20 protein-coding genes are annotated in these 24,748 nt (G+C 33.6%); 7 read left to right on the top strand and 13 right to left on the bottom strand.

What is annotated here, in order from left to right; genetic code table 11:
• Positions 1 to 4 precede the first annotated feature (4 nt).
• The 4 genes from C4F50_RS17660 (at position 5) to C4F50_RS17645 (ending at position 2,694) form a co-directional block, all read left to right on the top strand.
• Positions 5 to 574, top strand: coding sequence for a peptidylprolyl isomerase (locus C4F50_RS17660; RefSeq protein WP_194139975.1), 570 nt, complete (start codon positions 5 to 7; stop codon positions 572 to 574).
• Positions 575 to 633: 59 nt separating this feature from the next.
• Positions 634 to 1,692, top strand: coding sequence for a nucleotidyltransferase domain-containing protein (locus tag C4F50_RS17655; RefSeq protein ID WP_194139974.1), 1,059 nt, complete (start codon positions 634 to 636; stop codon positions 1,690 to 1,692).
• A gap of 261 nt (positions 1,693 to 1,953) precedes the next feature.
• The gene (locus C4F50_RS17650) at positions 1,954 to 2,232 is read left to right on the top strand and encodes a hypothetical protein (protein ID WP_194139973.1); all 279 of its coding nucleotides are present in this window, start codon (positions 1,954 to 1,956) and stop codon (positions 2,230 to 2,232) included.
• A gap of 78 nt (positions 2,233 to 2,310) precedes the next feature.
• On the top strand, positions 2,311 to 2,694 hold the full coding sequence (locus tag C4F50_RS17645) for a putative polyvalent protein kinase domain-containing protein (RefSeq protein ID WP_194139972.1): 384 nt from the start codon (positions 2,311 to 2,313) through the stop codon (positions 2,692 to 2,694).
• A 37-nt stretch (positions 2,695 to 2,731) separates the two neighbouring features.
• Here the strand turns inward: C4F50_RS17645 and C4F50_RS17640 are convergent, their stop codons facing one another.
• From C4F50_RS17640 to C4F50_RS17600, 10 genes are all read right to left on the bottom strand, one after another.
• On the bottom strand, positions 2,732 to 3,079 hold the full coding sequence (locus C4F50_RS17640; protein WP_194139971.1) for a hypothetical protein: 348 nt from the start codon (positions 3,077 to 3,079) through the stop codon (positions 2,732 to 2,734).
• A gap of 183 nt (positions 3,080 to 3,262) precedes the next feature.
• Positions 3,263 to 4,021, bottom strand: coding sequence for a hypothetical protein (locus tag C4F50_RS17635; protein ID WP_194139970.1), 759 nt, complete (start codon positions 4,019 to 4,021; stop codon positions 3,263 to 3,265).
• 3 nt (positions 4,022 to 4,024) lie between these two features.
• Entirely contained in the window at positions 4,025 to 4,348 is a 324-nt protein-coding gene (locus C4F50_RS17630; RefSeq protein ID WP_194139969.1) for a hypothetical protein, read from the bottom strand.
• Between the two features lie 152 nt (positions 4,349 to 4,500).
• Entirely contained in the window at positions 4,501 to 4,824 is a 324-nt protein-coding gene (locus C4F50_RS17625) for a hypothetical protein (RefSeq protein ID WP_194139968.1), read from the bottom strand.
• Positions 4,825 to 5,025 (bottom strand): hypothetical protein, encoded by a 201-nt coding sequence (locus tag C4F50_RS17620; protein ID WP_194139967.1) that lies wholly within the window; start codon positions 5,023 to 5,025, stop codon positions 4,825 to 4,827.
• Positions 5,026 to 5,453: 428 nt separating this feature from the next.
• Positions 5,454 to 5,867 carry a hypothetical protein gene (locus C4F50_RS17615; RefSeq protein ID WP_194139966.1) on the bottom strand — a complete coding sequence of 138 codons (414 nt, stop codon included), beginning with the start codon at positions 5,865 to 5,867 and terminating at the stop codon, positions 5,454 to 5,456.
• A gap of 187 nt (positions 5,868 to 6,054) precedes the next feature.
• A complete protein-coding gene (locus tag C4F50_RS17610) occupies positions 6,055 to 6,651 on the bottom strand; it encodes a hypothetical protein (RefSeq protein WP_194139965.1) in 597 nt (198 codons plus the stop codon).
• Positions 6,626 to 7,831, bottom strand: coding sequence for a hypothetical protein (locus C4F50_RS17605; RefSeq protein ID WP_194139964.1), 1,206 nt, complete (start codon positions 7,829 to 7,831; stop codon positions 6,626 to 6,628). The genes C4F50_RS17610 and C4F50_RS17605 overlap by 26 nt, the downstream gene beginning before the upstream one ends.
• Positions 7,821 to 7,994 carry a hypothetical protein gene (locus C4F50_RS25690; protein ID WP_228012071.1) on the bottom strand — a complete coding sequence of 58 codons (174 nt, stop codon included), beginning with the start codon at positions 7,992 to 7,994 and terminating at the stop codon, positions 7,821 to 7,823. The genes C4F50_RS17605 and C4F50_RS25690 overlap by 11 nt, the downstream gene beginning before the upstream one ends.
• A gap of 4 nt (positions 7,995 to 7,998) precedes the next feature.
• Positions 7,999 to 9,753, bottom strand: coding sequence for a type VI secretion system Vgr family protein (locus tag C4F50_RS17600; RefSeq protein WP_228012070.1), 1,755 nt, complete (start codon positions 9,751 to 9,753; stop codon positions 7,999 to 8,001).
• 535 nt (positions 9,754 to 10,288) lie between these two features.
• Here C4F50_RS17600 and C4F50_RS17595 point away from each other — a divergent pair.
• The 3 genes from C4F50_RS17595 to C4F50_RS17585 all read left to right on the top strand — a co-directional run bounded on the left by C4F50_RS17595 (position 10,289) and on the right by C4F50_RS17585 (position 16,961).
• A complete protein-coding gene (locus C4F50_RS17595; RefSeq protein WP_194139963.1) occupies positions 10,289 to 10,723 on the top strand; it encodes a hypothetical protein in 435 nt (144 codons plus the stop codon).
• 174 nt (positions 10,724 to 10,897) lie between these two features.
• On the top strand, positions 10,898 to 15,970 hold the full coding sequence (locus C4F50_RS17590) for a DUF4132 domain-containing protein (protein ID WP_194139962.1): 5,073 nt from the start codon (positions 10,898 to 10,900) through the stop codon (positions 15,968 to 15,970).
• Between the two features lie 97 nt (positions 15,971 to 16,067).
• A complete protein-coding gene (locus tag C4F50_RS17585; protein ID WP_194139961.1) occupies positions 16,068 to 16,961 on the top strand; it encodes a hypothetical protein in 894 nt (297 codons plus the stop codon).
• A 256-nt stretch (positions 16,962 to 17,217) separates the two neighbouring features.
• On the opposite strand, the gene C4F50_RS17580 is transcribed toward C4F50_RS17585, so the two are convergent.
• Genes C4F50_RS17580 through C4F50_RS17570 form a run of 3 tightly spaced genes read right to left on the bottom strand, consistent with a single transcriptional unit; the run spans position 17,218 to position 23,685 of the window.
• Positions 17,218 to 18,864, bottom strand: coding sequence for an SWIM zinc finger family protein (locus C4F50_RS17580; RefSeq protein ID WP_194139960.1), 1,647 nt, complete (start codon positions 18,862 to 18,864; stop codon positions 17,218 to 17,220).
• Between the two features lie 3 nt (positions 18,865 to 18,867).
• A complete protein-coding gene (locus C4F50_RS17575) occupies positions 18,868 to 22,152 on the bottom strand; it encodes a WGR domain-containing protein (protein ID WP_194139959.1) in 3,285 nt (1,094 codons plus the stop codon).
• Positions 22,153 to 22,170: 18 nt separating this feature from the next.
• Positions 22,171 to 23,685 (bottom strand): reverse transcriptase family protein, encoded by a 1,515-nt coding sequence (locus C4F50_RS17570; RefSeq protein WP_194139958.1) that lies wholly within the window; start codon positions 23,683 to 23,685, stop codon positions 22,171 to 22,173.
• Positions 23,686 to 24,748 lie beyond the last annotated feature (1,063 nt).

Genomic DNA, 24,748 nt, shown 5'->3' with positions numbered 1-24,748 from the left:
TATAATGTTTAAATACCTATTACTAGCACTTAACTTTTTTTGTTTAACTGTAGTTTCTTCACAAAACTTTAGACAAATTAATTCTCTTGAAGAAGCTGAGAATTTTATTAAATCGAATCCAAAAGCTGCAATTACAACTTTAGAAATTAGTAATGACAGTCTGGATTATTATAAAAACAGATTTCTTCAAAAAGATCTTATAGATCAAGATAGAATTGTAAAAACGGAATCTGTTATTTCGATGAGAGTTAGTTATATTTACCTAGACGGCAGTAAATTGACTATTAATCAGATTAATAAAAAAAGAGAAGAGATTATCAAATTGTACAAAAAAGGCAAGTCATTTGCAGAATTAGTGGCTGTTTACAACATGGACGGTAATAGTAATAAAGGTGATTTAGGATGGTTTAATGAAGGAGTGATGCATAAAACATTTGAAGATGCAGTTAAAAATCATAAAAAGAACGATCTCTTTCAAGTTGATATTCCTGAAAATAAATGGTATTATGTTGTTTTAAAAACCTATGATGATTTGCCTAAATCTATTCTTTATATTTTAAGTTTGCCTGAATAGAATATAATGCAATTATTCAAAAATTATCTCCTAGCATAAATAATTACCACAAATAAAAAATGACCATCCAAGACCTAAAATCCCAAAACCTAATCCTTTTTGAAGCAATTTCGGGAAGTCGGTCTTTTGGGTTGAATACACCAACATCAGATACCGATATAAAGGGGGTTTATTATCTTCCGAAAGACAAATTTTTTGGGTTAGATTATATCCCGCAAGTAGCGAATGAAACCAATGATGAGGTGTATTACGAAATTGGCCGTTTTGTAGAATTGTTGATTAAAAATAATCCCAATATATTGGAGATTCTGGCCTCGCCGGAAGATTGTATTTTGTACCAACATCCGTTAATGAAAAAGCTGCGAATCGAAGATTTTTTGTCTAAACTCTGCAAAGATTCTTTTGCCGGTTATGCCGTTACGCAGATCAAAAAGGCGAGGGGTTTAAACAAGAAAATCGTGAATCCGCTGCCGAAAGAAAAGAAAAGTCTTTTGGATTTTTGTTATGTTCTCGAAGATTATAAAACGGTTTCGGTTTTAGAGTTTTTGGCAGCAAATAATTTCAAACAAGAACAAATTGGTTTGGTCGATCTGCCGAATTCAAAAGGAATGTTTGCGATGTTTTACGATCCTGAAAAGAGTTTAGGTTATAAAGGCATTATCCAGAAAGAAACCTCCAATGAAGTTTCGCTTTCGTCGATTCCGAAAAACGAAAAATGGATCGGTTATTTGTCTTTCAATCAAGACGGTTATTCTAAATATTGCAAAGAATACACCGAATATTGGAGCTGGATCGAGAAACGCAACGAAGACCGCTACAATACCAACCAGCAGCACGGAAAAAACTACGACAGCAAAAACATGATGCACACCATCAGGCTTTTGCAAACAGCAGAACAGATTCTTTCGACAGGAAAATTAAACATCCGGGTTCCTAACCGCGAAGAATTGTTGGACATAAAAGCGGGAAACAGAGCATACGACGATTTACTCGAAATGGCCGATAATCTTATCGCTTCGATAGAAAGTCATTATCAAACTTCGACTTTGCCCGAAAGACCAGACGAAGCAAAAGCGATTCAGACCTTGATAAAAATTAGAGAAGAATTATACAGTTAATATCATTTCTCTCAGATTTTTGTACATTTAAGTATGCTTTTAGAATGATTATAATTTGTAAGTAAATACATCTATTTATTTTAAAAAGTTATATCTTTGCAAAGCAAAAACATCATACCAAGGAGAAATCCTTAATAAACTTTTAAGTTTAATATAGCGAACCCACGTTACGTTGTAGGTGCTAGTGATAGCCCTAGTCTCATTCCTTGGAGTGTTTTTGCACAACCGATCGTGGGTTTCGTGTACATAATATTTTCAGACATGCAAGAAGAAAATAAAAAAACAACACATCGAGATGTAGTGCCATCCGTAATTAATTTCCTTTCAGACGAATTGTTTGACGGAGATTACAAAGACCAACCCCAATATTTGCTGGAAATCTTCGAGCTCCTCATGCATACCGAATTTGGCGACGACATCCGTTTAAGGCAAAAAATGCTCAGCTGTTTAAGAACCAGCAGAAATCTGGCAGAAACTTTGGCCCCGTTTTCAGAGAAACAAATTTATAAAGCCTGTGCTAGTTTGAAAGCCCATCAATAATAACCAAAACCCTGCAAATGTCAACTTTGCAGGGTGTTTTTTTGAGCTAAATAATCCTTATCTTTGAACTTTAATTTCATGAAAAATGAACTACAAAATATCATTTCAGGAAAGAGCCAAGTTGGGCATGGAGATACTATCCAAACAATCTCCCGTTACCTTAGAAAAAGCAAGAGCCCAAGCAGAACGTTTGAGTCAGGCAAGCAAATCAAAGGTGAAGAAACAGCGTTAATAAAAGAGTTTTGTGATCGTAATAGTTTTTGGATCACGTCAATTAATATCAACGCTTTTATTTCTTCTGGCGCTGAGCAAAAAGTTTACCTTCAAAACAAACATAAAGTTATTAAGTTAAATGATAGTATTTATTACGAATCATGGGAAGACTATTTGGATAATTTGATGCTTGAGGCTTCTTTTTGTTCTCGTCTTTTTATCGCTGTAATTTTTGTTTTTTGCCATTAAATCTGGTTTATTATGGCAAATCTTGAAGGAAATCTACTTACTGTCTAATTATTTTTTTTTGCTCCATATCTATAAAGGATGTATCTTTTCTTCCATTTATAAAATAAAAATTTATTTTTTCTCCACCAGAACCTCTAATAGTTTCTATAGAATCTATTAATTCTCCATTTGCATATAAATATATATAACGTGATAGCGATGAATTAATAAAATCAGTCTTAAAGAAACCTTTTTTATTTGTTTTCACACATTTCAAATCTTCAATACATATTTCAATATTTGACAATGGTTTTTTTGTATTGTATTCATAAATATATCCCTCGTAATTTTTGACAGAAGTTTTACAACTCACCATTGTAAAAAAAAATATTAATGTTTTTTTCATTTTATTTCAATTTTAGTCAACCATATGAACCCTGATATATTAATACGCTGACTAAGGTCATTTTTTGAGAATTTTTCATAATTATTTCTTTTTATATCCTGCGCTTTTACCTGAACTAAAAAGTCCTTTTAAACCTTTCTCAACTTTTTCCCAGAATTGTGTATGACTTGAACTATGTGTGCTTCAATACTTAACTTTATCCATAAGCTCTAGTACTTTTTCTTCTTCTAAATTTCTTTTTGAATTAAGTTCTCCAGTAACAGTAAAAGAGACAATTCCAGATTTATTTATATATTTTGTAACACTTAAATTTGGCTGATATATTTCAGTTAGATTTGCCTTTCGAGTTTTAGAAGTCCACTTCTTTTTAAATTCATATTTTTGTCCTACAAACTTTTCAGTAAAAAAAATGGTGTCATTTTTTATAGTTCCATTTAAGTAATCATACCATTCTTTGTAAGGAGTCTTATTCCTTTTTCTTGTTTTTAGAAAATTATCTGTCAATTCAAAATTTCCAAAATATTCAATCAGAATAGGTTTTTTTATTTTAATGATGCCATTTTCAGAAAAGCTTAAATATTCTCCGCCTAATTCAGAACTACTTAAACAAAAAGTTCCTTCAACAGAATAGATAACAAAAGTTATAAATTCTTTAGGTTTTTCAATAAAAGTTCCAACTTCTTGTCCTCTAGTATAATGATGAAAAGTATAGACATGATTTAGTTTTAAATAGGGATTGTTAATTAATTCTTTTCTCTTTTGTTCTTCTTTAAATTCAACAAAATCATGATAATGCTTTGTTTTTAATGTGTCTAAACCTCTTGAAACCACAAAATCAACATATTCTTTTCGAATTTTATTTGAGGCTTCTTTTTTTTCTCTTGTAGAAGTACAAGCGACTATAGAAGTGAAAAGTAAAAATAGAAGTGCTTTTTTTGTCATTTTTTATTTTCTATTAAGATAAATCCTTTGTCCCTTAAAGCACTCATTAGATGTTTCTCCATAATGACTGCAGCCATAAGCAGGAATGGTATCTATTGTATAACGTTCACAAACAAATAGTAACTTAGATGGAGTTTTTTTCTTATATAATAGTTTAAAATATCCTGTTTCATCAGTATATGTGATTTTATTATTTTCATAATCACATACTTTGACATTTTGCAAAGGAATATTCTTGTTCAGATCATAAACATATCCGTAATAACTCTGCTCGCTACAAGATGTACAGATAATTAAATAAGCAAATAAGTAAATAAAATTTTTCATTTTGTTTCTATTTTGTTTAGCCAAATAAGTGCTAGAACATCATATTCTGATGCCATATTAGAATAGTCGCGGGTGTGTAACCAAGTTAATTCTGATGCTTCAGGGAAATCTGGGTAGTCGGAATAATTTCTTTGAATAAATAGCAAATCTATTTATCGAACTTCGGATTTATTAGGTGTCATATAAAACACATGTCCATTGAAGCATTTTCCAGAGGGCTTGCAACCGTGTTTTTTGAGAGTATCTGATTTATAAAATTTTTTAGAAATTGATAAATCGTTACAATTTATAAAAGAAAACATCCCATTTTCATCAGTAGTAGTGTAGTTTTGTTTATCTATACAATCGGTCAATAATACACCTTGAATAGGTAAATTAGTTTCTATATCTTTAATATATCCATGTTGCTTCGTACAGTTTGAAAATAATATTATAATGAATAAAATTATTCCAATATGACATGTTTTATTCTTCATTTATTTTAAGTTTTGATAACCATAATAACCCAAGTACGGCAAAAGATGATTCGACTTACCATAATGCATGTCTACTGCGTAGACAAGTTTAATTTGCCCTGGTAAAAGTGCCTGCATATTTATACCTGCAGACCAATATTGATCTGAGCCAATACCAAAAAATAATGGAGGTTTGAAAACATCATTGTAGGATGATATCATGAAATTTCTTAATTCATACCCCAGCTCCTAGTAAATAAATAAAAAAAGCAATCTTAATAATAAAAAATAAAATCATAGATATAAAAATAAACCAAATTTTTGGAGGTCTATATTTAAAAAATAAAGCTAGAATACATATCGGAATTTGAATAATCTCTAAAAATGCACCATAAATAAAAAATACGAATGTGATTGATATTACAGTGTTGTTAACAGATGGAGTAAAACATGAGAACTTAACAACAAAATAGTATAACAAAAACAAGACAAAAGTTATAACACTCATGTACAAATTAACTCTCCAAAATAATTTCATGACATTTAATATTTGATTTTATCAAAGATATCCTTAGTTTTTTTTACTAACTCATCACTTTTTTCGGATATCTTATTTTTCACCTTTTACAATTTAAAATATGTAGGCATATTTACCTTTTAATAGGCTTGTCTTTTATTATAGTATCTTCTATCATATGCCCAGTTTTATTGTTTGTGTATTTGTAAATAATATATTTGGCGATAAATTCTTTTTGAAATTTATCGAAGTAAATTATACAAGACATTGCATCTCTAGTCGCTCCATATTCCTGAATTAGAGATATCGTATCGGATTTATTTCCAAATAGGAAAAAATTATGCTTTCTCTCACTTTCAATATCAGCCATTGGAATCAAAAGTTTCGTTGTTTCAATTACATTTTTTCCATTTAGAATGATTGAAAACTTAACGATAGAATTTTTAGAAGATAAGCATACAGTATCGTTGATTCCATTTTTATCATAGTCAGATGTTATAAAATTAATTATGTCTAGATTTTTTTGATAGAAAATACTATCAGTCAACCTGCTTTTATTTGATTCCTTAGTGTTGTTTTTTAACAGTATCTTCAATAAAAAAAGAATTGTAATTATTTGAAGTTTGTTTTTGAGATGAAGAAAATGTTAGTAATACTATTGATATAATTTGTTTCATCACTTAACTTTATAATTTTTACCCTATCTGATTTTTTTTAGATGTTTGTTTTTTGAATTAATTGCAGTTTATGTTTTTAATATTATCGAAATTATTAATAATGGAATCAATTTTTGTAGCAGATAGTTTATGCAGATTTTCATTTAGAGCCACTTCACAAATTTTAATCTTTTTACTATAAGCATTTTCTTCACTTATTCTTTTTATTCTCCGTAAATACAGATCTTCTTTTTCAAAATAGACTAAATATTGAAATAATGTTTCTGACTGCCAAAATTCAATAATAAATCCATTTTCAATTTTTACTTTAATATGATTATTATTTACAGTGTTTTTGCTTAATCTTAATTCATCTGCCTGCAGTGTATCATTTTCAGATATAAAATGATATGGTATTTTAAAAGCATTTACTATTTTTTCAGAATTAAAGATTTCTATCTCATAAATCAGTTTACGTTCTATGTAAACTTTGTTTAAAATTATTTTATGCTCTAATGTATTCAATGAGTCAATAAATACTTTTTCAATCTTTTTAGATATAACTGATTTATAAACCTTATTTTGTTGAAGTTTCTCAGTTCTATTTTTACAGCATAAAATAACTGAGCATACTGTCAATAGAATTAAACTATTTTTTGTTAATACAATCTTCATAATTAAAAATTTTCAGCAATGCATAAAACGCTTCTTTTCTTTCTCCAAATTCTGTTGCCGCACCTTTGATTAATCGTGTTACTTCTCTAAATTCGCTTTCTTCTTTTCCACATTTTGTATTTAAATTAATTACACTTCCATCGAATTTCCTAACTCCTTTTTCCCAAAACCATCCTGCTGAATCACCAGATATCTCTAAAGAAGTTGATATTTTGCTTGGGGTAGTAATAACATCTATATTTGAATATAATTTATAACCTAAATAAGAAACAGCATTTAATGTCCTTTTATCTTGATTGCCTTTATGAGTTAATTGTATAAAACCTCTTCCTCTGTAAGGTTCATATTCTTTTTTTTGATGAGTCAATTCAATTGTTGCTGTGAAATAAGCAGTCTCAATATACATTTGTGCCAAAAAAGTTACCTTATTAATACATTTGTCTATATGATGCTTTTTGAAAACGGCATTTAAAACTTCTGTTAATTTTTTATAGCTTCTATCATTTATTGGAAGTTCTTCGGTTTTGTATTCTTCCTTTGTTTGAGAATTTCTATGAAATAATTTATCACTATGATAATAACTGATAGACTTTTCATTGTAAAATGTATTATCTCTTAATTCTTTTACAATTTTTTTTATTTCTTCTTCAGTAAAATCTCGATTACAATAGCAAGCAGAACCTGCTCCAATACTTACCCTCCCGCAATGTTCCCATTTATCAGGCATACTGCCTTTAAGATCCAGCCAGTCTTCTGAGTTGTCTTTAAAGTAGAAATCAATAAACTGTACCGTATCCATTAAGTTTTTGCTAAACACAATCTCTACAATATCACCGTATTTTTTTATTCCCAAATCATGTTCTACTTCTGGTTTGTTATGGTTGGTAACAAATGCATGTCCCTTTATGGTACTTAGTTTATATCTTAAATAGCCGTCAGGATCACTTGCATATTGATGTGCCTTTTGAAGTTTAAACTTTAAAATCACTTTCTCTTTTTTGAGAGATTCTGGAGTAAATTCTATTTTAGTATCAGAAAGCTCTTTGTATGAATCCTTTAAAGCTGTGGAAATAAGACTTGTTTTGCTTTTTGAAAGTACTTTAAAGTCATCGCTATTAAGTAATTCTGCAAAAGGTACAAAATCATACTTGCTGACATAATCATAAAAGTTAATTGCCATTGCTTTTTTTATTTATTTTATTAATAGAATGTATTTCTAAATTACCTTGTATTGAGCGCATCGTAATCTTTTTAGCTGTTTTAGTCATATTATTATTTACGATTGCTGTACTATCCGAATGTACATTTATTACAATGTTTTTTGCTTGTTTTAGAATTGCCATAATCTTAGTGTAAGTTTGATTTCTCGCCTGAATAACCATTTAAATCTTTTGAACTATGCATGTCTATATTTCCATCGGTTGAACTTACATTGATACTGCCAGCAATTTCGCCAGAAACTCCTCCAACTGTTTTTATGTAGTTTTGATCTGTAATTTCAGTTCTGTTGTCTGATTTTTCAAATAAATTTCCTGAAGCTGTCACTGTAATATTATTTCCTGCCTCATGTGTAATATTACTTCCTGCTTCTTGTGCAATATTCGTCCCAGCCTTGAATGTGATACTTTCCTCAGCATCGAGAATAATATTCTTCGCCTTTACGGTAATCGTTTCGGTAGAAGTGATGTTGATGTTTTTATTTTCCTCATCCAGATGAATTTCATTGCCGCTAGGGTCAGAAAGCCAGATTCCTACTTTTTCTATAAACTTAAACAGCATTCCAAATCGGAGTTTCCAGCCTTTGGTGCTGTTTTTTTCGTCAAAAAAGTCCGGCATTTCTTTTCCATTGTAATAGGTTCCAGAAACGTACGGGCATTTGGCGTTGCCTCCTTCAAAACTTACGAGTACTTCCTCACCAATTTCAGGTCTGAAATAAAAACCTTTTCCAGAGCCTCCATAAGCCTGAACTACACGCATCCAGTCACTTTTACAAGCATAGGTATACCAATAATATTCTACTCTCACACGGCCAAGCCTTTCGGGATCGTTGTTGTCAATTACTTTTGCGGGCTGGCTTTCGGATGGAGCAAACAGATTGACATTGGTATAATGCGGTGCGGCCACATCGGCAGGAATTGCTCTAAACTCGCAGGTGTAGTTTCCGTTTACCTCCGAGCGGTGTACAATTTCAATGGCCAGTAAATGGTGTTCTACGGTTTTATTTTGCAGGATAAAAGTCTGCCCCAAACCTATAGGATAGTAAGAAGTACCCGTGTAGAAAACGCTGTTGGCATCGCGTCCCGCGGTCTGCAATTTGGCCATTTCTTCGATCTCTTCTTTGTTTCGCGCATTGCTGGTATGGGCGCCGTTTTGCAGTCCTGGTCTTACAATGTAAGGCTGTTTGAAAATAGCAAGCGAAGCAAATCTGTCTTGACTGCCTTCTGTAGTTTTTTCGGCACCGTCTCGTATATTAGACGCATTGCTGTAATCGTAACCGCCAAATGAAGTTTTATGCGAGACCAGATAAGCCTCGATGTTTAGGTTATGCAGCGACGACTCGTTAATTAGTCTAATACTGGTATTTTTTATTTTTCCAAACTGCATGCGCATTCCGTCAAAGTAAAACCACTGGGCATAACGGGCAGCAAGGCGTTTCAGGAAATTAAAATTGGTTTCGTTGTATTGGGTTTTAAATTTGAATTCTTTGGTGTAAGTCGGGACAATGGCTTCACGCTGGTAAAACTCTCCCGAACTTTCTTCACTAAAAATTTCGAGACCAATCTGCTGGAGATTTTTTTCCAGAAAGATCCTCGACTTTGGCATATCGTCAAGGGCAATCGTGTGGCTGGTTCCAAAAACCTGAAGCCCCGCCGGACTTCCGTTTTGGTGAGGAGAACCTAATTTTGTAATTCGTCCTTTAGACATCAATCGAATGCCGTTTACCGTAAAAGTAAAAATGACTTCACTGCCGGTAAAATTGCTGATGGCTTTTTCCTGATCCTGCGGTTCAATAATTGGTTTGCCGGTGTACTGCCAAAAAAAACGAAAAATAATGATGGTCTGCCATTTTTTGAGACAGCTCCAGATTGTAATAAATAACATTTTGAGTAAAGCCTTCTATCGTAATTTGTACTTGTTCTGAGAATTTTGACATGGTTATATCTTTAAGTTAGTTTGTAAATAGTTGGGTGAAATCCATTTTTTCTGATGGGGCTGCATTTAGATGAGCGTTGGAATTTTTATGGTTATTTTTAGTTAGATAAATTGGCTGAATACTTCCAGATTCCTTTTGTCAGAGGAATTAGAAGTCATGTTTTGTCTTTGTAATTGGATGGATTTTTCTACAAGGAATTTTAGCTGTAGATTTTGTGTATAGTGATTTTATAAAATTATAACGAAGAAGAGTATAAGCTGTGCTGTGCAGGACATGAAAGTATCAGAATAAGACATTTTGAAAAACTTGCAATTACTTCTCAATAAAAACCCAAACCCTGCAAATACCAATTTTGGGGATGTTTTTCTGCGGTCTGATAGTACTTTTAACTCGTAAGATTTTTTAACAATTAAAAGATCTTGTTTTAAGAAAAACGTGCTGTAAAATTCTTATTTTACAGCTTCAAAATAAAAGCCCGTAAAGATGAATGTAAGCATCTCAGTTAAACAATTAGGAAAAAAACAGCCGCTGCTTCAGGAAAAAAGTATCGCTTTGGCCCTAGAAAATCCTGTAATTACTACACAAAAACTCATAGAATCGATTGTCGACCATCAGGTACAATTATTTCGTTCTTCTTCTTTTGAGTTTGAAGACGAGGACAAAATTCATCTTCCAAAAGAAAATTACCTTCCCATTTTAACCGATACCGGAAAAGTAGGTTTCGGCGCGATTTACAACCACAACCAAGTAGATCTGGCAAAAGCGCAGGAAAATGCCATTTTGGCTTTTGAAGATGGTCTATACGCTGTTTTCTACGGCGACGATCAGCTGGAAAACTTAAACCAAACAATCGATCTGGATCAAAACAAACCCATCACGTTTATCAGACTGACTTTCTTGGCGGGAAGTTATTGGTGATTAAAATTTCAAATTTCAATTGCAATATCAATATCAATTACAATATCAACATCAATATCAAAAATTGAGCGCCATCTAAGGAATCTAAAATCTATCCCGAGGCTTCGGGACTAAAATCTATCCCGAGGCTTCGGGACTAAAATCTAAAATTTAGTTAATCTAAAATATCAAAACATGACAATAGAAGATCTTTTAAAAAGTAAAGTAATCGAAAGTCCGATTAAGAGATTTAAAAAAGAACTGGAAGAAATTGTAAACAGCAATCTGGTTTCTAAGTTATTATCAAAAACAAAACTCAAAAAAGAAGCTGCAGCGTTTGGTCTGGAACTTTTAAAACTTCAGGACAATTATTACAGTAATTATATTGCGCTGGGTTCTAAACAAGCCGAAACCTTTGCGGCTTTGGTCAAAGAGAATATGTGGGACGATCAGGACTATTACGAGCTGCTGGTTTACTTTTTTGGAGGAGAAAACGCAGTGTATGTAAAAGAAGCTTGGAGCAGACTGCCTCAAAAAATGTATCAGAGCGGTTATGCGAGACGTTCTTTTAGAGCTCCGAATCATAAAAATTATTTGTTGGTGAATCAGATCAATTTTCTGCGTTCGCTGCTCAACGGTCCGCATAAATACGATTATCAGGACAGTACGACTTTTTATTATGATTTGAATATCGAAGATCAGGTTCGTTATGATACCGAAATTTCAAATTCGGCGAATCAATTTATGATTTGGTCAGCGGCTTTAGATTTGAACAAAGAAGGTTTATTCCAGCTTTTTGAAGATATTATTTTCAATAAAGATTCGAGAGGAAAAGTGTCGCGCAACATCATCAAAGCACTTTTAAACAGCGAAAAAAAGGAAAGCTGGGAACTAGTAGAAAAACTGCTTTTGGCCGCACAGCGTCAGGAAGGGCTGCGCCAGACGGTTTTAGAAGCGTTAGACGAAACCAGTATCGGCGCTTTGCAATACATGATAAAAGTGATTATCGAGCATAAACTAACCCGTTTTTCGTCGGTAGTACGAGCGATCGATACCTGGACGGGTTTAGGCTGGGAATCTGAGAAAGAAACAACGGTTCGAAATATAATCGATCTGGCTTCGGGTTATTTTTCGAATCCAGAAACGATTCCAAACGGCGTTAAAAGCAAAAACAATAATGAAGTATATATGGCGCTTTGGGTTCAGGGCGTTTTGGATGTCGAGAAAACGGTTCCGTATCTGCATGAATTGTTAGATAAAGGTTCGGTTGAAAAGAAATCTCTAGCGCTGAAATTTGCGGGAGAAACCAACGATCCGTACATCGAAATGCCGTTGTATTTTAAAGCCTTAGACGACGAAAACCTGCAGGTTTTAGCCTTTGCTGTTCCGAGGATGAACATGCTGCTGGAAGCCAACGCCAAATCTAAATTTTATGTAGAAAATGCCGATTATCCCGACTTCTTTAATAAAGTATTTGACCTTGCTCAAAAAATAACCGAAAAGGAAAAAACTTTTGAAGGAAAAGTATTTTCATGGCTCAATATCAAGTTTGAGAGAGATACGCTTTTTGCCGCAGCGATTAATCTGGTTGGCGATAACAACGAAAGACTGGAAAAGGTTTTAGAACATTTTGAAGGATTTTCAATTCATTTAAGAGAAAAACTGGCCCGAAATTTATTGGGAAGTTTTTACAATTATTCTTTTTACAGTTTCCAGAATAATCAGGCAAAAGAAACAAAAACACCAACCGATTTCCAGAGGAATTTTGCGCTGCGAATTTTAAAAGACAGGGGAGAATCTCTTGTGGCTTCGGCAATTTGTGTTTTGCATAACGAGAGCTTAACCGAAAACGAATTGTCGACTTTTCAGGAATTGTACAAGCGTAAGAATTCGAATTTAAAGAAAAATCTAACGGCCATTTTAGTAAAACAGGAAGACGATAAAATTATCAATTTTGTCAATCAGACTTTAGAAAAAGGAGATCTGGAACAGCGTATGTCGATTCTTGATTTAATGCTGCAGCTGCAAAAAAACAATAAACTTGCCGACAAAGTAAATGATTGGGTTGCAGCATATGCGGTAAGACCAAAAATTACCGAGAAAGAAACCAAATTCTTAGAGCAGCTGGAACCTGAGAAAAAGAAAGATATTTTGAGTGCCGAAAACGGCTACGGATTCTACGTGCCAAATGAAGTTTCGCCTTATGCACTGCCCAAACCAGAGTCTGATTCTTTGTATGCAAAAGCAGTAAAATCGAATCAATATGGTTTCTCTAAACCAATGTCACACATAAAATCTGAAATAGAGAAACTGTACAAATTATATCAGGAAAACAGCAATTACGAGTACGAAGTCGAGAATTATGATAACAGTAAAATGACGGTTTTACTAGGGAATAATTTTAGACAAATAAAAAATTTACAAGAAGAAAATGCCGAAATCGCCGCGACCAATTATCCGTTGTACGAAGTTTGGTCGGGCTGGTTTGAAAATTCTGGTTTAGCAGCAAGTGATTTGTTTATCATGACGCTTATTAATAACTGTGACCGAAAGGTTTTCCGTGATTTTCTGGAAAAATATGTTTTTTATTATAAAGAATTACTGCCGCACCAAAACAAAAGAGGTTATGATTGGGACAATGCGGTTCTGAATATTTTGAAGGCGCTGCAGTTGAAATATCCGTTTACAGAAAAAACAGATTTCTTAATCGATGCCTGCAGTACTTTGTATGCTGCTCTGCCGCAATCTATTCTGGAGTTTGAATACAAACCCGGAAAGGACGAATATTATTATAATACAGATAACGGAAACGGCTGGCAGAATCAGAACTTTTTTGATATTTATCTGCATAAAATAGCTTTAGGAGATTTAACCGCGGCGCAGTACAATAAGGTTTGGAATTTGCACCGATGGAGACAATTCAGCGGTTTAGAACGCAATATTGTGTACAACAAACCGCCAATGTTTTTGTATTGTGCTGCTTTTGAACAAAAATTAATTACGGAAGGAGAACTTTATGAAGGGATTCTGGAAAGCGAACGAATTTCTGTTTTAACAAGCGAAAATAAAAAGCATTACAGACATTTTGGAGGCGAAGAGTTATTGGTTAAGTTTCCGTTTTTGGCTCCGATTATTGATAAGATCCGCGAAACCTTTTTGGATGTAGAAGTCAAAAGAGGAGATTCTAATACTTCGGTTACACATTTGGTACAGAGTTTCCAGAAGATTTTCGGCATCAATCGTTTGATCGAAATGCTTACCGCATTGGGTAAAGCAAGTTTATACAAAGGCTATATTTATTCGTGGAGTTATACCGATTTGACGAAACAAAAATTGTTCAGCTATTTATTAAAAAGATGTTACCCGCTGGAATCTGACACGCAGGAACTTTTTAACGAAGCAGTCAAAAAGGCAAAAATCTCAGAAGAAAGATTGATCCAGACAGCCATTTATGCGCCTCAATGGCAAAAGTTTATCAGTACTTATTTAGACTGGAAAGGTCTGGATGAAGGAATCTGGTGGTTTCATGCACATACAAAAACCGCAAGTTACAGCGCAGCAAATTCGGAGTTAGAAAGTGAAATGGCTAAGTTTTCGGCAATTGATCTTCAGGACTTCAAAGACGGTGCTGTTGACAAAGACTGGTTTACATCGGCGTATAAAAAATTAGGAAAAGCCAAATGGGAAATGTTGTATGAATCGGCCAAATATGTAAGCGACGGAAATGGGCACAGACGCGCCAGACTTTACGCAGATACGATTACGGGCGATTTAAAAATTAGAGAAGTTACGGCAAAAGTAAAAGACAAACGCGATCAGGATTATTTAAGAGTTTACGGATTAGTGCCTTTGAGTAAAACTAGTCCTGAAAAAGACATTCTGGCTCGTTATGAATATTTACAGCAGTTTAAAAAAGAAAGCCGCGAATTTGGTTCGATGAAACAGGCAAGCGAAGGTTTGGCAATACGAGTTGCTTTAGAAAATCTGGCCCGTAATGCGGGATATCCGGATCCGGTGCGTTTGACTTGGGCGATGGAAACCAAACAGATTCAGAATATTTTATCGAAAGAGACAGAAATTACTTTGGACGATGTAACCATAAAACTGGTCATCAATAAAGAAGGAAAAGCCGATCTGGTAACGCTGAAAGGAGATAAAGAATTGAAATCGATTCCGCCAAAATACAAAAAAGACAAAGCAATTTTGGAACTGACAGACTACAGAAAAACCATGCGTGAACAATGGACACGCTCTAGAAAAGGTTTGGAAGAAAGTATGATTCGGGGTGATGAATTTTTATTCGCAGAAATGCAGAACCTTTTTGAACATCCTATTATTTCTAAACATTTAGAAAAACTGGTGTTTATTTCCAGCGACAATCAAATTGGTTTTTATGTGGATGGAAATCTGATTTCGGCTCTGGGCGAAGTTTTGTATTTGAATGACAAACAGACTTTTAGAATTGCACATTGTTACGATCTGCATAAAAATGGCGTTTGGGTTGATTTTCAATCGTATTGTTTTGACAATAAGTTACAGCAGCCATTCAAACAAATCTTTAGAGAATTGTATGTTCCAACGCCAGATGAACTAAAAGAAAAATCAGTTTCCCGCCGCTACGCCGGACATCAGGTACAGCCAAAACAAACCTTGGCTTTATTGAAAACCCGCGGCTGGAAAGTAGATTATGAAGAAGGTTTGCAGAAAGTTTTCCATAAAGAAGGCTATCAGGTAAAAATGTACGCGATGGCCGATTGGTTTTCGCCGGCAGATGTAGAAAGTCCGACTCTGGAAACTATCGAATTCCATTCCTTAAAAGATTATAAAAATATTGCTTTTGAAGCGGTAAATCCGAGGATTTTCTCAGAAGTCATGCGCGATATTGATTTGGTCGTAAGTGTTGCCCATGTTGGAGGCGTTGATCCAGAAGCGAGTCATTCTTCTATCGAGATGAGAGCCGTTTTACTGAGAGAAACACTGCGATTATTCAAAATAAAAAATGTCGAAATCAAAGAAAATCATGCAATTATCAAAGGAAGTATGGCCGAATACAGCGTGCATTTAGGAAGTGCTGTAGTACACCAGATGCCGGGTAAATACTTATCGATTCTACCAATTCATTCGCAGCACCGCGGTCGATTATTCCTTCCGTTTGCAGACGATGATCCAAAATCAGCAGAAGTAATGTCAAAAGTTTTATTGTTTGCAAAAGATAATGAAATTCAGGATCCGACCATTTTGAGCCAGATTGATAAAACGTATGTGTAAAAGAAGTCTTAAAGCAAAAGTTTAATTATAAAAGCAGCCGATTATTGAATACATTTAAATAATCGGTCGCTTCTCATTTTGATCTAAAAAATATTCTATGCAAAATTCTTTAGTTGATTTTAAAAAAGTGCTTTACAGCATTGTTGTTGGTCTAGTGTTTTCAAGTTGTTTTTTGCAGACGCAGGCAACCGATGATTTGGTATTTGACCCTATATATGATACTAATGACATTATTCTAAAAAATGTATTTTATGAAGAAAACATTTTTCCAGATTATAAAAAAATGAAAAATACGAAAGAAGTTTATGCAGAATATACAGAGGGTTCCTGGAAAGGCATAAATTATACTTTTGAATATGATAAGCAGCAACGCATTATTTCTTATAAAAAAAGAATAAATGAAAATAATAGTATTGATATCTATAAAATAGAATATCATGAAGATGGAACAATAAAACAGATTAATCACATGGATGAAAGAATCAATTTTAAATTGAAATCCTATGATACAATATTGTTTAAAAGGCCAGATTCACGTACTTTACATGTGTTGGAAAGTTTTGGTGAAGATCATGTTACTTCTCATAATTTTTACTATGACAATCTACATCAATTAAAAGAAATGAAGTTAAAATCAGGCGCTAGAGAAAATTATAACATAAAATATTATTACAAAAATAAAAAACTGATAAAGACGATAAGTACAGTTTTCGATCCGAATATGAAAAATTTATTGACTTACTCTTACGTTTATATCTACAATAATAAAAATGAAGTTATTGGCTACAATTATAATAGTATCTTTAGGTATGAAGGAATAAAAAAAGAAAAAAGCAGTTATGTTGTATCACCTGAAGGAATAAAAGAAATTGGAAAAGGTAAAAAGCGAATAGTTAACTATACTTTTGATCACCAAGGAAGAAAAATACTGACAACAGATACGAACGTAGGTTTCCCATATAAAATGAAATACACTTACAAGGATTTTTGATTACGAAAATAACGTTATTTAATAAAAAAACGCCCCAAAAAGTTAAACAACTATTTTGGGGCATTTTTATTTAAAAATGAATCCATTGGGGTTAAATAAAGTACAGTGCGCAAAAAGTAAACGCAGATAAAACGGATTTTATGTGTTGAATTTAAAAAATCTGCGAAAATCCGCGTCTTCGTGATAACGAATCCGTCGAATCCGCGTCAAAATATATAGTTTTTGAATTACACCCAACGCATTAAAATAAAATTTCTTAAACAGGTACTTTAGCATGCAATGCCATTCTAGTCGCCAGAATATGTTCGCAAGGACCTTTTCGCAATTGATTGGATTTGTAGAACGAACATTCGCAATTCCCTTCAATCAGTCGGTTGTCTTTGTCTAAAACAGCCAAAGTTGTATAAGTGTATTCTTTATCGTTTACTTTTCCTTTGATTTGTAATTGATCGCCTTTTACAGCGGTGTCAATTTTTACGCGGTTTTGTGTGATGTAAGCATTCGCAGCTTCCTCCTGCGGACTTGCAAAACGTAAACTTTTCATGTTTAGTGGTTCCTGAGTCAGTTCTCTAACGCGGTACAAACCTAAATTTAAATCGTAGATCACACGTCCTGCCTGTGTGTAAGCGGTCAAAGATGCCGAAACTACCGACGGATCGAGATTGAGTTTTTTAGCCAGATTATCAGACGTATCAAACCAGTTTTCTTTTAAGGCATCAAAAACTTTTTCCTGAGTAAACAAATCGACATTGGTTCTTGGCGCCATTAAATCAAAATTTCCGGCGGTGCTCCAATCGTTTTTTGTCCAGCCCGATAATCCTAAAGTATAAGACATGTCGCCCAGATCGGCAATAAAAAACGATGGCAGACCAGAACCTAATAACACGACTTTAAAATTTCGTGCAACAGGAATTAATCTTTCTAATATCAATAAACGGCGTCTTCCCCAAATACGAATGGTTTTGGCTTCGTTACCTTGAAAAAGAGAACGATGAAAAGTTAATTCGTCATAAGAAGGTTCAAAAACCGCTTTTATTGGTTTGTCTGGCTCAAGTACAAAACGCAAAGCTCTCGGTCCTTTCTTTTCTTTAAAACGACGCAAATATTGGCACAAACTAAAAATATCCATAGGATGTAAATCGAGTACTGTTGCCGGAAGTGTCATTGCCGAACTTACCTGCAAAAATCCTCTAACCCACGAATCCGGCAGATCGATTTTTACTTCTTTGTACACTTGTTCGTTTGTGGTTTTGGCCTCAAAACCCGAAGGGTCAATTTTAAACTCGGTTTCTTTATAGTTTCTTATTTTCTGAAACTCATTGTACAATCCTTCAGAATAATCAATATTAGTGGTGCCGCATTTAAAATCACTGATTTCAGTAAAAACATTATAATTGCAGCTCAGTTTTCCATAAGACGATTCGTCTTTGCTGAAACATTCAAAAAATACTTCGTCGGGATGTACTGTAATTACAGGATCGAGAACAAACCAAGCATCTTTATCGTTTTTATATAAATAATCAAAATAGGCAGACTTCGCTTTATTAAAAGGCCCCAGAACGGCAGCTTTCTCTTTATGCACAGCACTCAATTCTTCTTTTAACTGCTGAATACGGGCACGTACATTTTCGATCTGAAAATCGGCCATATATTCGCTCAGCCAGATTTTTTCCTGTTCGGCCGCCCATAATTTGTATTGTTCTTTGTCCTTCGGAAAAAAACGCAGATCAGAAATTACCACATCATGCAATGCAGAGATCGCTTCTCTAAAAGCGATTTTCTGATTTAGTTTTCCAACAAAAAAAGTCGGTTCCCGCAGGGTATCCGGCGAAAAACTCATGCCGGTACTATTGGAAGTGTTATTTACAATCGTGCTGCCACTGTATTTATAATCAAATAACATAACTTAGTTTTTAAGGATTAAATGGGTATTCAATTGCGGGTAAAGCGTTTTTAAATCGGTCAGGATTTCGATACAATTTGCTTTATCCTGTATAGAAACCGTTGCCGAAATTTCGTCCAGAATTTCGGTTACAAAAACAGCCGCTTCTTCGGTTTTTCGGCCTTCGCTGTGCAAAAACTGAAAAACACGCTGTTTGGCGATTCGGGCTTTGTATACGCGCGTTAACACAGAACGAAAATAAAAATCAAGTTCTTTTAACTTTGGCACATTATCAACAGCATAAGTGTTGAGATAATTGGTCACAAAAAGCTGTATGTTTACGCTCGGATGCTGGCTTAATTTGGTTAAATACGTCAGCCCGTCATTTGGATTAAAATATCTGGTAATCATTTCTTTTCCAAATTGTTCTACGGCAGGCAATACAGAATCTGTAATACTGATCAGACATTCTAAATCCCAATCCGATTCGTCAAATTCGGTTTTAAAGAAATTAAAAGCAAACGCTCTGGTATCGTCCCAAGTGGTATCTAAAATGGCTAAAGCATTGTTTCTTTCAGCACGGATTCTTTCTTTATGAGCAATAAAATAATTCCATGCCCATTGTCTTACAGCCAAGATTTCGTGGTTGGACAGAGCAATAAGCTGCGGAATCGTAAATTCAGAACTGCGGGAATATTTTTTTAATATTTCATATCCTGTCAACTGGCTTTCTCTATAATTGGCATAAACTAATTTGATAACATCGCGTGGTTTTAATGCCGTATTCCAATGCTCGACAGTTTCTTCTAGTATGAATTTTTTGAAAAGTAAATGAGCGCCTTCAAATTTTTCTTTTCGGATCATCGCATAAACAGAACTAGGCAGCGCAATATCAAAAAAAGATGCATCAGATTTTCCTAATTGAGTAATACTTTCCAAAACAGTCGAAAGAACATCTTGAAACGGATTGTGGAATAAACCTAACAGCAATTCGCTATTGGCGATTAAATGCTCTTGCTCATAATTATTCAATAACTGAATACCATTTTTTCTAATTTCAAGACTTTCATCTTCTAAAAACAGTGTAATCAGCGAGAACGGAATTTCGTTTGAAGCTGTTTTTTTAGATTTCAAAATCAAAATTGTACTGGCCAGCAGATTATTTGTTTTTAGATCTGAAGAAACCAAGCGCGCTACAATATCCCAGCTTAATTGTTCCAGCTGTGATGCCGCAATGGTTTTAAGCCTTTCTATAGCGACTGATGCCGTAATGTTGTTTTCGTCAGTTTGTTCGAGTGTAAGCAGTACCACAAGAACTTTTCCAGTAATAACTTTGATTTTGTCTTCGGTAAAAGTAAATTTTTGTAGAGAAGCTGCAATCCAGTTTTTTAAATCAGGAATTTCATTAAAAAGTAGTTTTGTGACAAAATCAGCATCATTAAAAAACAACGATGGGTTTGAATCGATTTGTTTTTTTGCCCAATTTCTTGCCGGTTCTGTATGAGAACCCAACACATCGGCAACAAAACCAACTTGAGAAGCAAGCGCATCATTTTTTAGGATGATGGTTTCATATCCTAAATTGTTTGGTATTGCAAAATCACTGTTTAAAAGATTTAGAATATTGTTTTCGTCAAAACGAGCGATCAAAGTAGTAAAATCGGTTCGCGCTTTTAAATTGTTGTAAGCAAATTGATGAATGATGTTCATCTGTGCTTCCATAATCAGCTGAATGTAAGCTTCTGGAAAAGCATCCCAATGTTCTGGGAATAATTCTAAACGGCTTTGATTCTCATTTTCAACTGTTTTTTCTTCTTGCTTTACAATAGGCGTTTCCGGCTTTTTTTCTTCCTCTTTTTTACCAAAAAAGGTAGAGAATACTTTTTTGGCAGTATCTAAAACGGAACCTGAATTATGAGTAGAGGCGTTAGTAGTTTTTCTTTCCTGTTTTGGATTCTGATCTATTCTGCTTGGATCATTTTCTATAAAATAATAATTTGTGGTAGAGAAAACTTCCTGACCCAAAATGTATTTCAATTTTGAATTTAAAACTCGTTTGGGATCATTCCCAAATAAAATCGTTGACAGCAAAGCCAGATTAGCACATTCTGGATAATCTACAACAGTATAATAATACCTTCTGTCATTATAATTGTATTGTCCGTAAGTGTTTACAGGCGTTTTTCCTGCTTTTGTATAATCACTTTCTGTATACTTTGATAAGATAGAAACAGCAAATTTCAGGTATTTTTTTGCGTCTTTTTCAGCATTCATTTCTTTTAAGAAATTAAGGCTGTTTTTCTGAAAATAAAGTTTGGTAAAATTCGAAAAAGCTATTTTGGTATCTTCTCTTCGAAGCTGTTTTCTTAAAGATGCATTCGAATTAAACATGGCATATTCATTTTCAAATCGATAAGCAAGAACAGCAATTGCATCGGCATCGTTTCTTAGATGAGCCAGTTTATAAATAGCTCTGATATGTTTGAAATACGGCGGTTTAAACGGAACGGCTTCTAATAAAAACACCACAATTTCGTGCAGTTTTGCGTCAAACTTGGCTGTTAAATACAAAGCAGTCAGATACGTAATGGCATTATTGGCTAATTCTTCTTGTAGAAAATTAACCAATGAATCATACTCTTTTTTATCAATATAATATCGGGCTTCCTGCGGAATCGTTTCCAGAATTGCACCGATATGCTGCTGCAATTCGTCCTCTTTTAAGATTCCTAATAATCCTTCATGCGCCAGATTTCTAATGTATTCTTTTTGTTTGCCTTGAAAAGCATTTGATTTAAAAACTTCTTTTCCAGCTTCAGATTTTAATTTTATTAAAGCCCAGATTGCAGCATAAGTTTGTAAATCATCTCCTTTTGAGGCTAATTTAATGATGTACGGGACAGCTTCCTGAATATCCAATAAACCTGCTTTCCAGATGACACGGCTGGTTTTCCAATAGGTTTTAAAAGTATTTTTGCCGGTTATGGCATCTTGCAGACGCTGTAAAATGACACCGTTTACAGAATCTGGTTCTACACTTTCTAATGAAGGAAGATCGATAAGCGTTTCTATTTCTGAAGCATAACCTTTAGCTTTTTTTTCATTTTCAAGTTTGTCAAAAATAAGCTTCGCTTTTTCTTCTGACACATATTCGGGAGTTTTAGTGCCGTCTTTTAATGCAGCACCTCTTCTTCCATATCTAAAATTGACCACAAAATTGGCAGCATCAATAGCGCATAAGTCTATTTCGTATACTTTATCTGAATTCCCTTCTTTATAGAAAAGTTTGATCTGTTTAATTAATTTCATAATTGAAAAAGTGCTTAATTAAAAAATATTCCACCAGTTTTCTGATTGCTGCTTTACCGTTGTTTCTTCTTTTTCTTCTGGAAGAGAAACAGCAATTGGAGTCACTTTTTCTGGAATAATTATTTTTTCTATATGAGGCAAACCGTGCAGCTTTATAATGTTTTTCAAATTTTCTTTAAATAGAGTTCCTTTTTCGGGATTTACCATATTTACATAATTAATATAACCTTCTATAGCATTGATAACATGAACAGCTTTTCCCCATTTTTGGTCTTTCCAGCCGTTTTTTTCGATATTATGCAAAAGGGCGCGAAATTTTCGTAATTGATTTCGATCAATATTCAGTTTATTGTTTACAACAATTCCCGTTACTTTTTGCTGCATTCCTTTTCTCATCACATGAATTTTTTCAGGATGAACTATAAAGCCTTCAGATGCAATGATTTTTTTTGTAAAATATAATAATTTCGAAATATTTGAGCTGTTTTCCTGAGTGGTAGAAAAACTCATATCGTCTGCATAACGGGTATAGCTGCAATTTAATTTTTGGGCTAGTCCGTTAATTTTCTTATCCAATTTATAAACAATCAAATTGCTTATAGCCGGGCTGGCAGGCGAACCTTGCGGCAATTTGCGTTCACCGGACTGCACATAATAAGTAACACCGTCCAATGTTGTTTCGTTGATTTCAGAATAGGTGCATAACAAGCTTAAAATGGTCGCAACTTCTTCAGAATAGCCTAATTTACAGAATAATCCTTTTACTCTTTTGTACGTTATGGTTGGAAAAAAATCTTTTAAATCGACATTCACAACAATGTCTTTGTTAACGTGTGGCTGTGCATTGGTTACAATAGAACGCTCTTTTACAAAACCATGTGCTTCTATTGTATAAGGTATTTGATGCAGTATGTTTTCTAAAATCCAGGTCTGAATTTCTTTTAATTTTGGTTTTGGAGCCGATATTTTACGTTTACCGCCTGATTTTTTTTCGAGTTCAAAAGTGTGGTAATGGTTAATTTTAGAAACCTTTCTGTTGTAAGCAAGGTATTGCAAAGCTTTCAAATCGATGTTCATGCTTTTTGCCAATGCTAGTGCATCTTCAAAAACAGGTAAATTGTATTTTTCTAAAAGATTAACAGCAGCTTCTTTATAATGAAGACCTTTAGAAACTTCTTCTCCTAAATATAAAATTTGCTTTTCTTGCAGTAATTTCCAGTTTTCTGCTTTATCGAGACGCTTTTGCTCACGTTTTAATTTGGTTTCGACTCTTTTTTCTTTAGCCGCTTTCATTCGTGCTTTGCGCATTTCCAGCACCATTGCTTCGCGATTGCTAAACTTTCTGTCCTGCGCCAAAAGTTCGTTCAATTCTTTTTCGATCGCTGCTTCCTGTTTGATCAGGATTTCAGAAAGAGTAGGCTGGCCTCCAGACTGCCAGAATCCTAAACGCTGCATTTCTTCTAATATGTAGCTATCTTTTGAGGTAGCTTTTATTCTATCATAAATTTGTTGTTTGCTAAGCTTTTCAGACATATTATAATCGATTTTTACATTAAAAAAGCCCTATTGCAGCAATAGGGCTTAAAGTTTAAAACCTTCGTATTCTCTAAGGACTATGTCTATCAACTCCAGAGAAAGTGTACTAGGCGTACAGTTAATCTCGAGGAGGTGGAACCGAAACTGTACGCCTAGTACACTTTCTCATCCATAAGATAGAAGTAGTGCTGAATGTCAAATATTTTTACACCGATGACGAAACATCATCATTTTCTTTATACAAGAAAAGCAAGGTATTTCTTAAACTCAAAACAAACATAGAAAAAAAAGTTTTAATAGAATGGCAGAAAAATTAAAAATCGAATCCGCTTTTTTAACTTTTATTTTCTAATGCTTGTAAGGGTTTCATTGTGAGGATGAAACGTTTTTTGAAAGGATATTATAAAATAGTTATTTTTTTAATGTCTGCTTTTTTTTGAAAAAAGGAAGTGTTTAAAATCAAACATTTTCATAAAGGTTTGTTAAATTAAGATAAAAAAGACTACATTTGCGCTCGAAATAAATAATTAATTAAAAACACATTATCATGTCACTACAAATGAACTACGATCGTTTAGAAGGATTTTCTCCTGCTGATGTATCTGGGCGTGATATGTATTTTAGAGAATTGAAGTGTAAACTATAGTTTCAAACTCCATAAAAATATACAAAAAGCGTCCTAAAAATGGGACGCTTTTTTTGTTTGGGATTATTTGGAAGACAAAAATTATACAATCAGAATTAAGAAAATTAGAGTTTAACAGTTGAAAATGATTAAAACATAAGCCTTAACTAAAAATAATTAAAAAAATAACCAGAAAATGTTTAATGCGTAAACTAAATATTGAAATCTAATCTTGAAAAGCAATCTAATGATAAACAGTCATTTGATAAAAATAAGAATCTGCAAAGCTTTGCGGAGAGGCCTTTTCATGGTTTAAATTAAGGTGTAACTAATTGATAATCAGTAAAATAATTCAAAAAATAATTTGGATAATTGATTTTTTAGACTTTATCTTTGCCGAAGAAAATCAGAAGAAGATTTTCAATTAAAAAATGA

Origin of the sequence: Flavobacterium hungaricum (assembly GCF_015182285.1) — a bacterium.
GTDB lineage: Bacteria > Bacteroidota > Bacteroidia > Flavobacteriales > Flavobacteriaceae > Flavobacterium > Flavobacterium hungaricum.
Note: the sequence above shows the minus strand (reverse complement) of the source record. Positions and strands in the feature narration are given on the sequence as shown.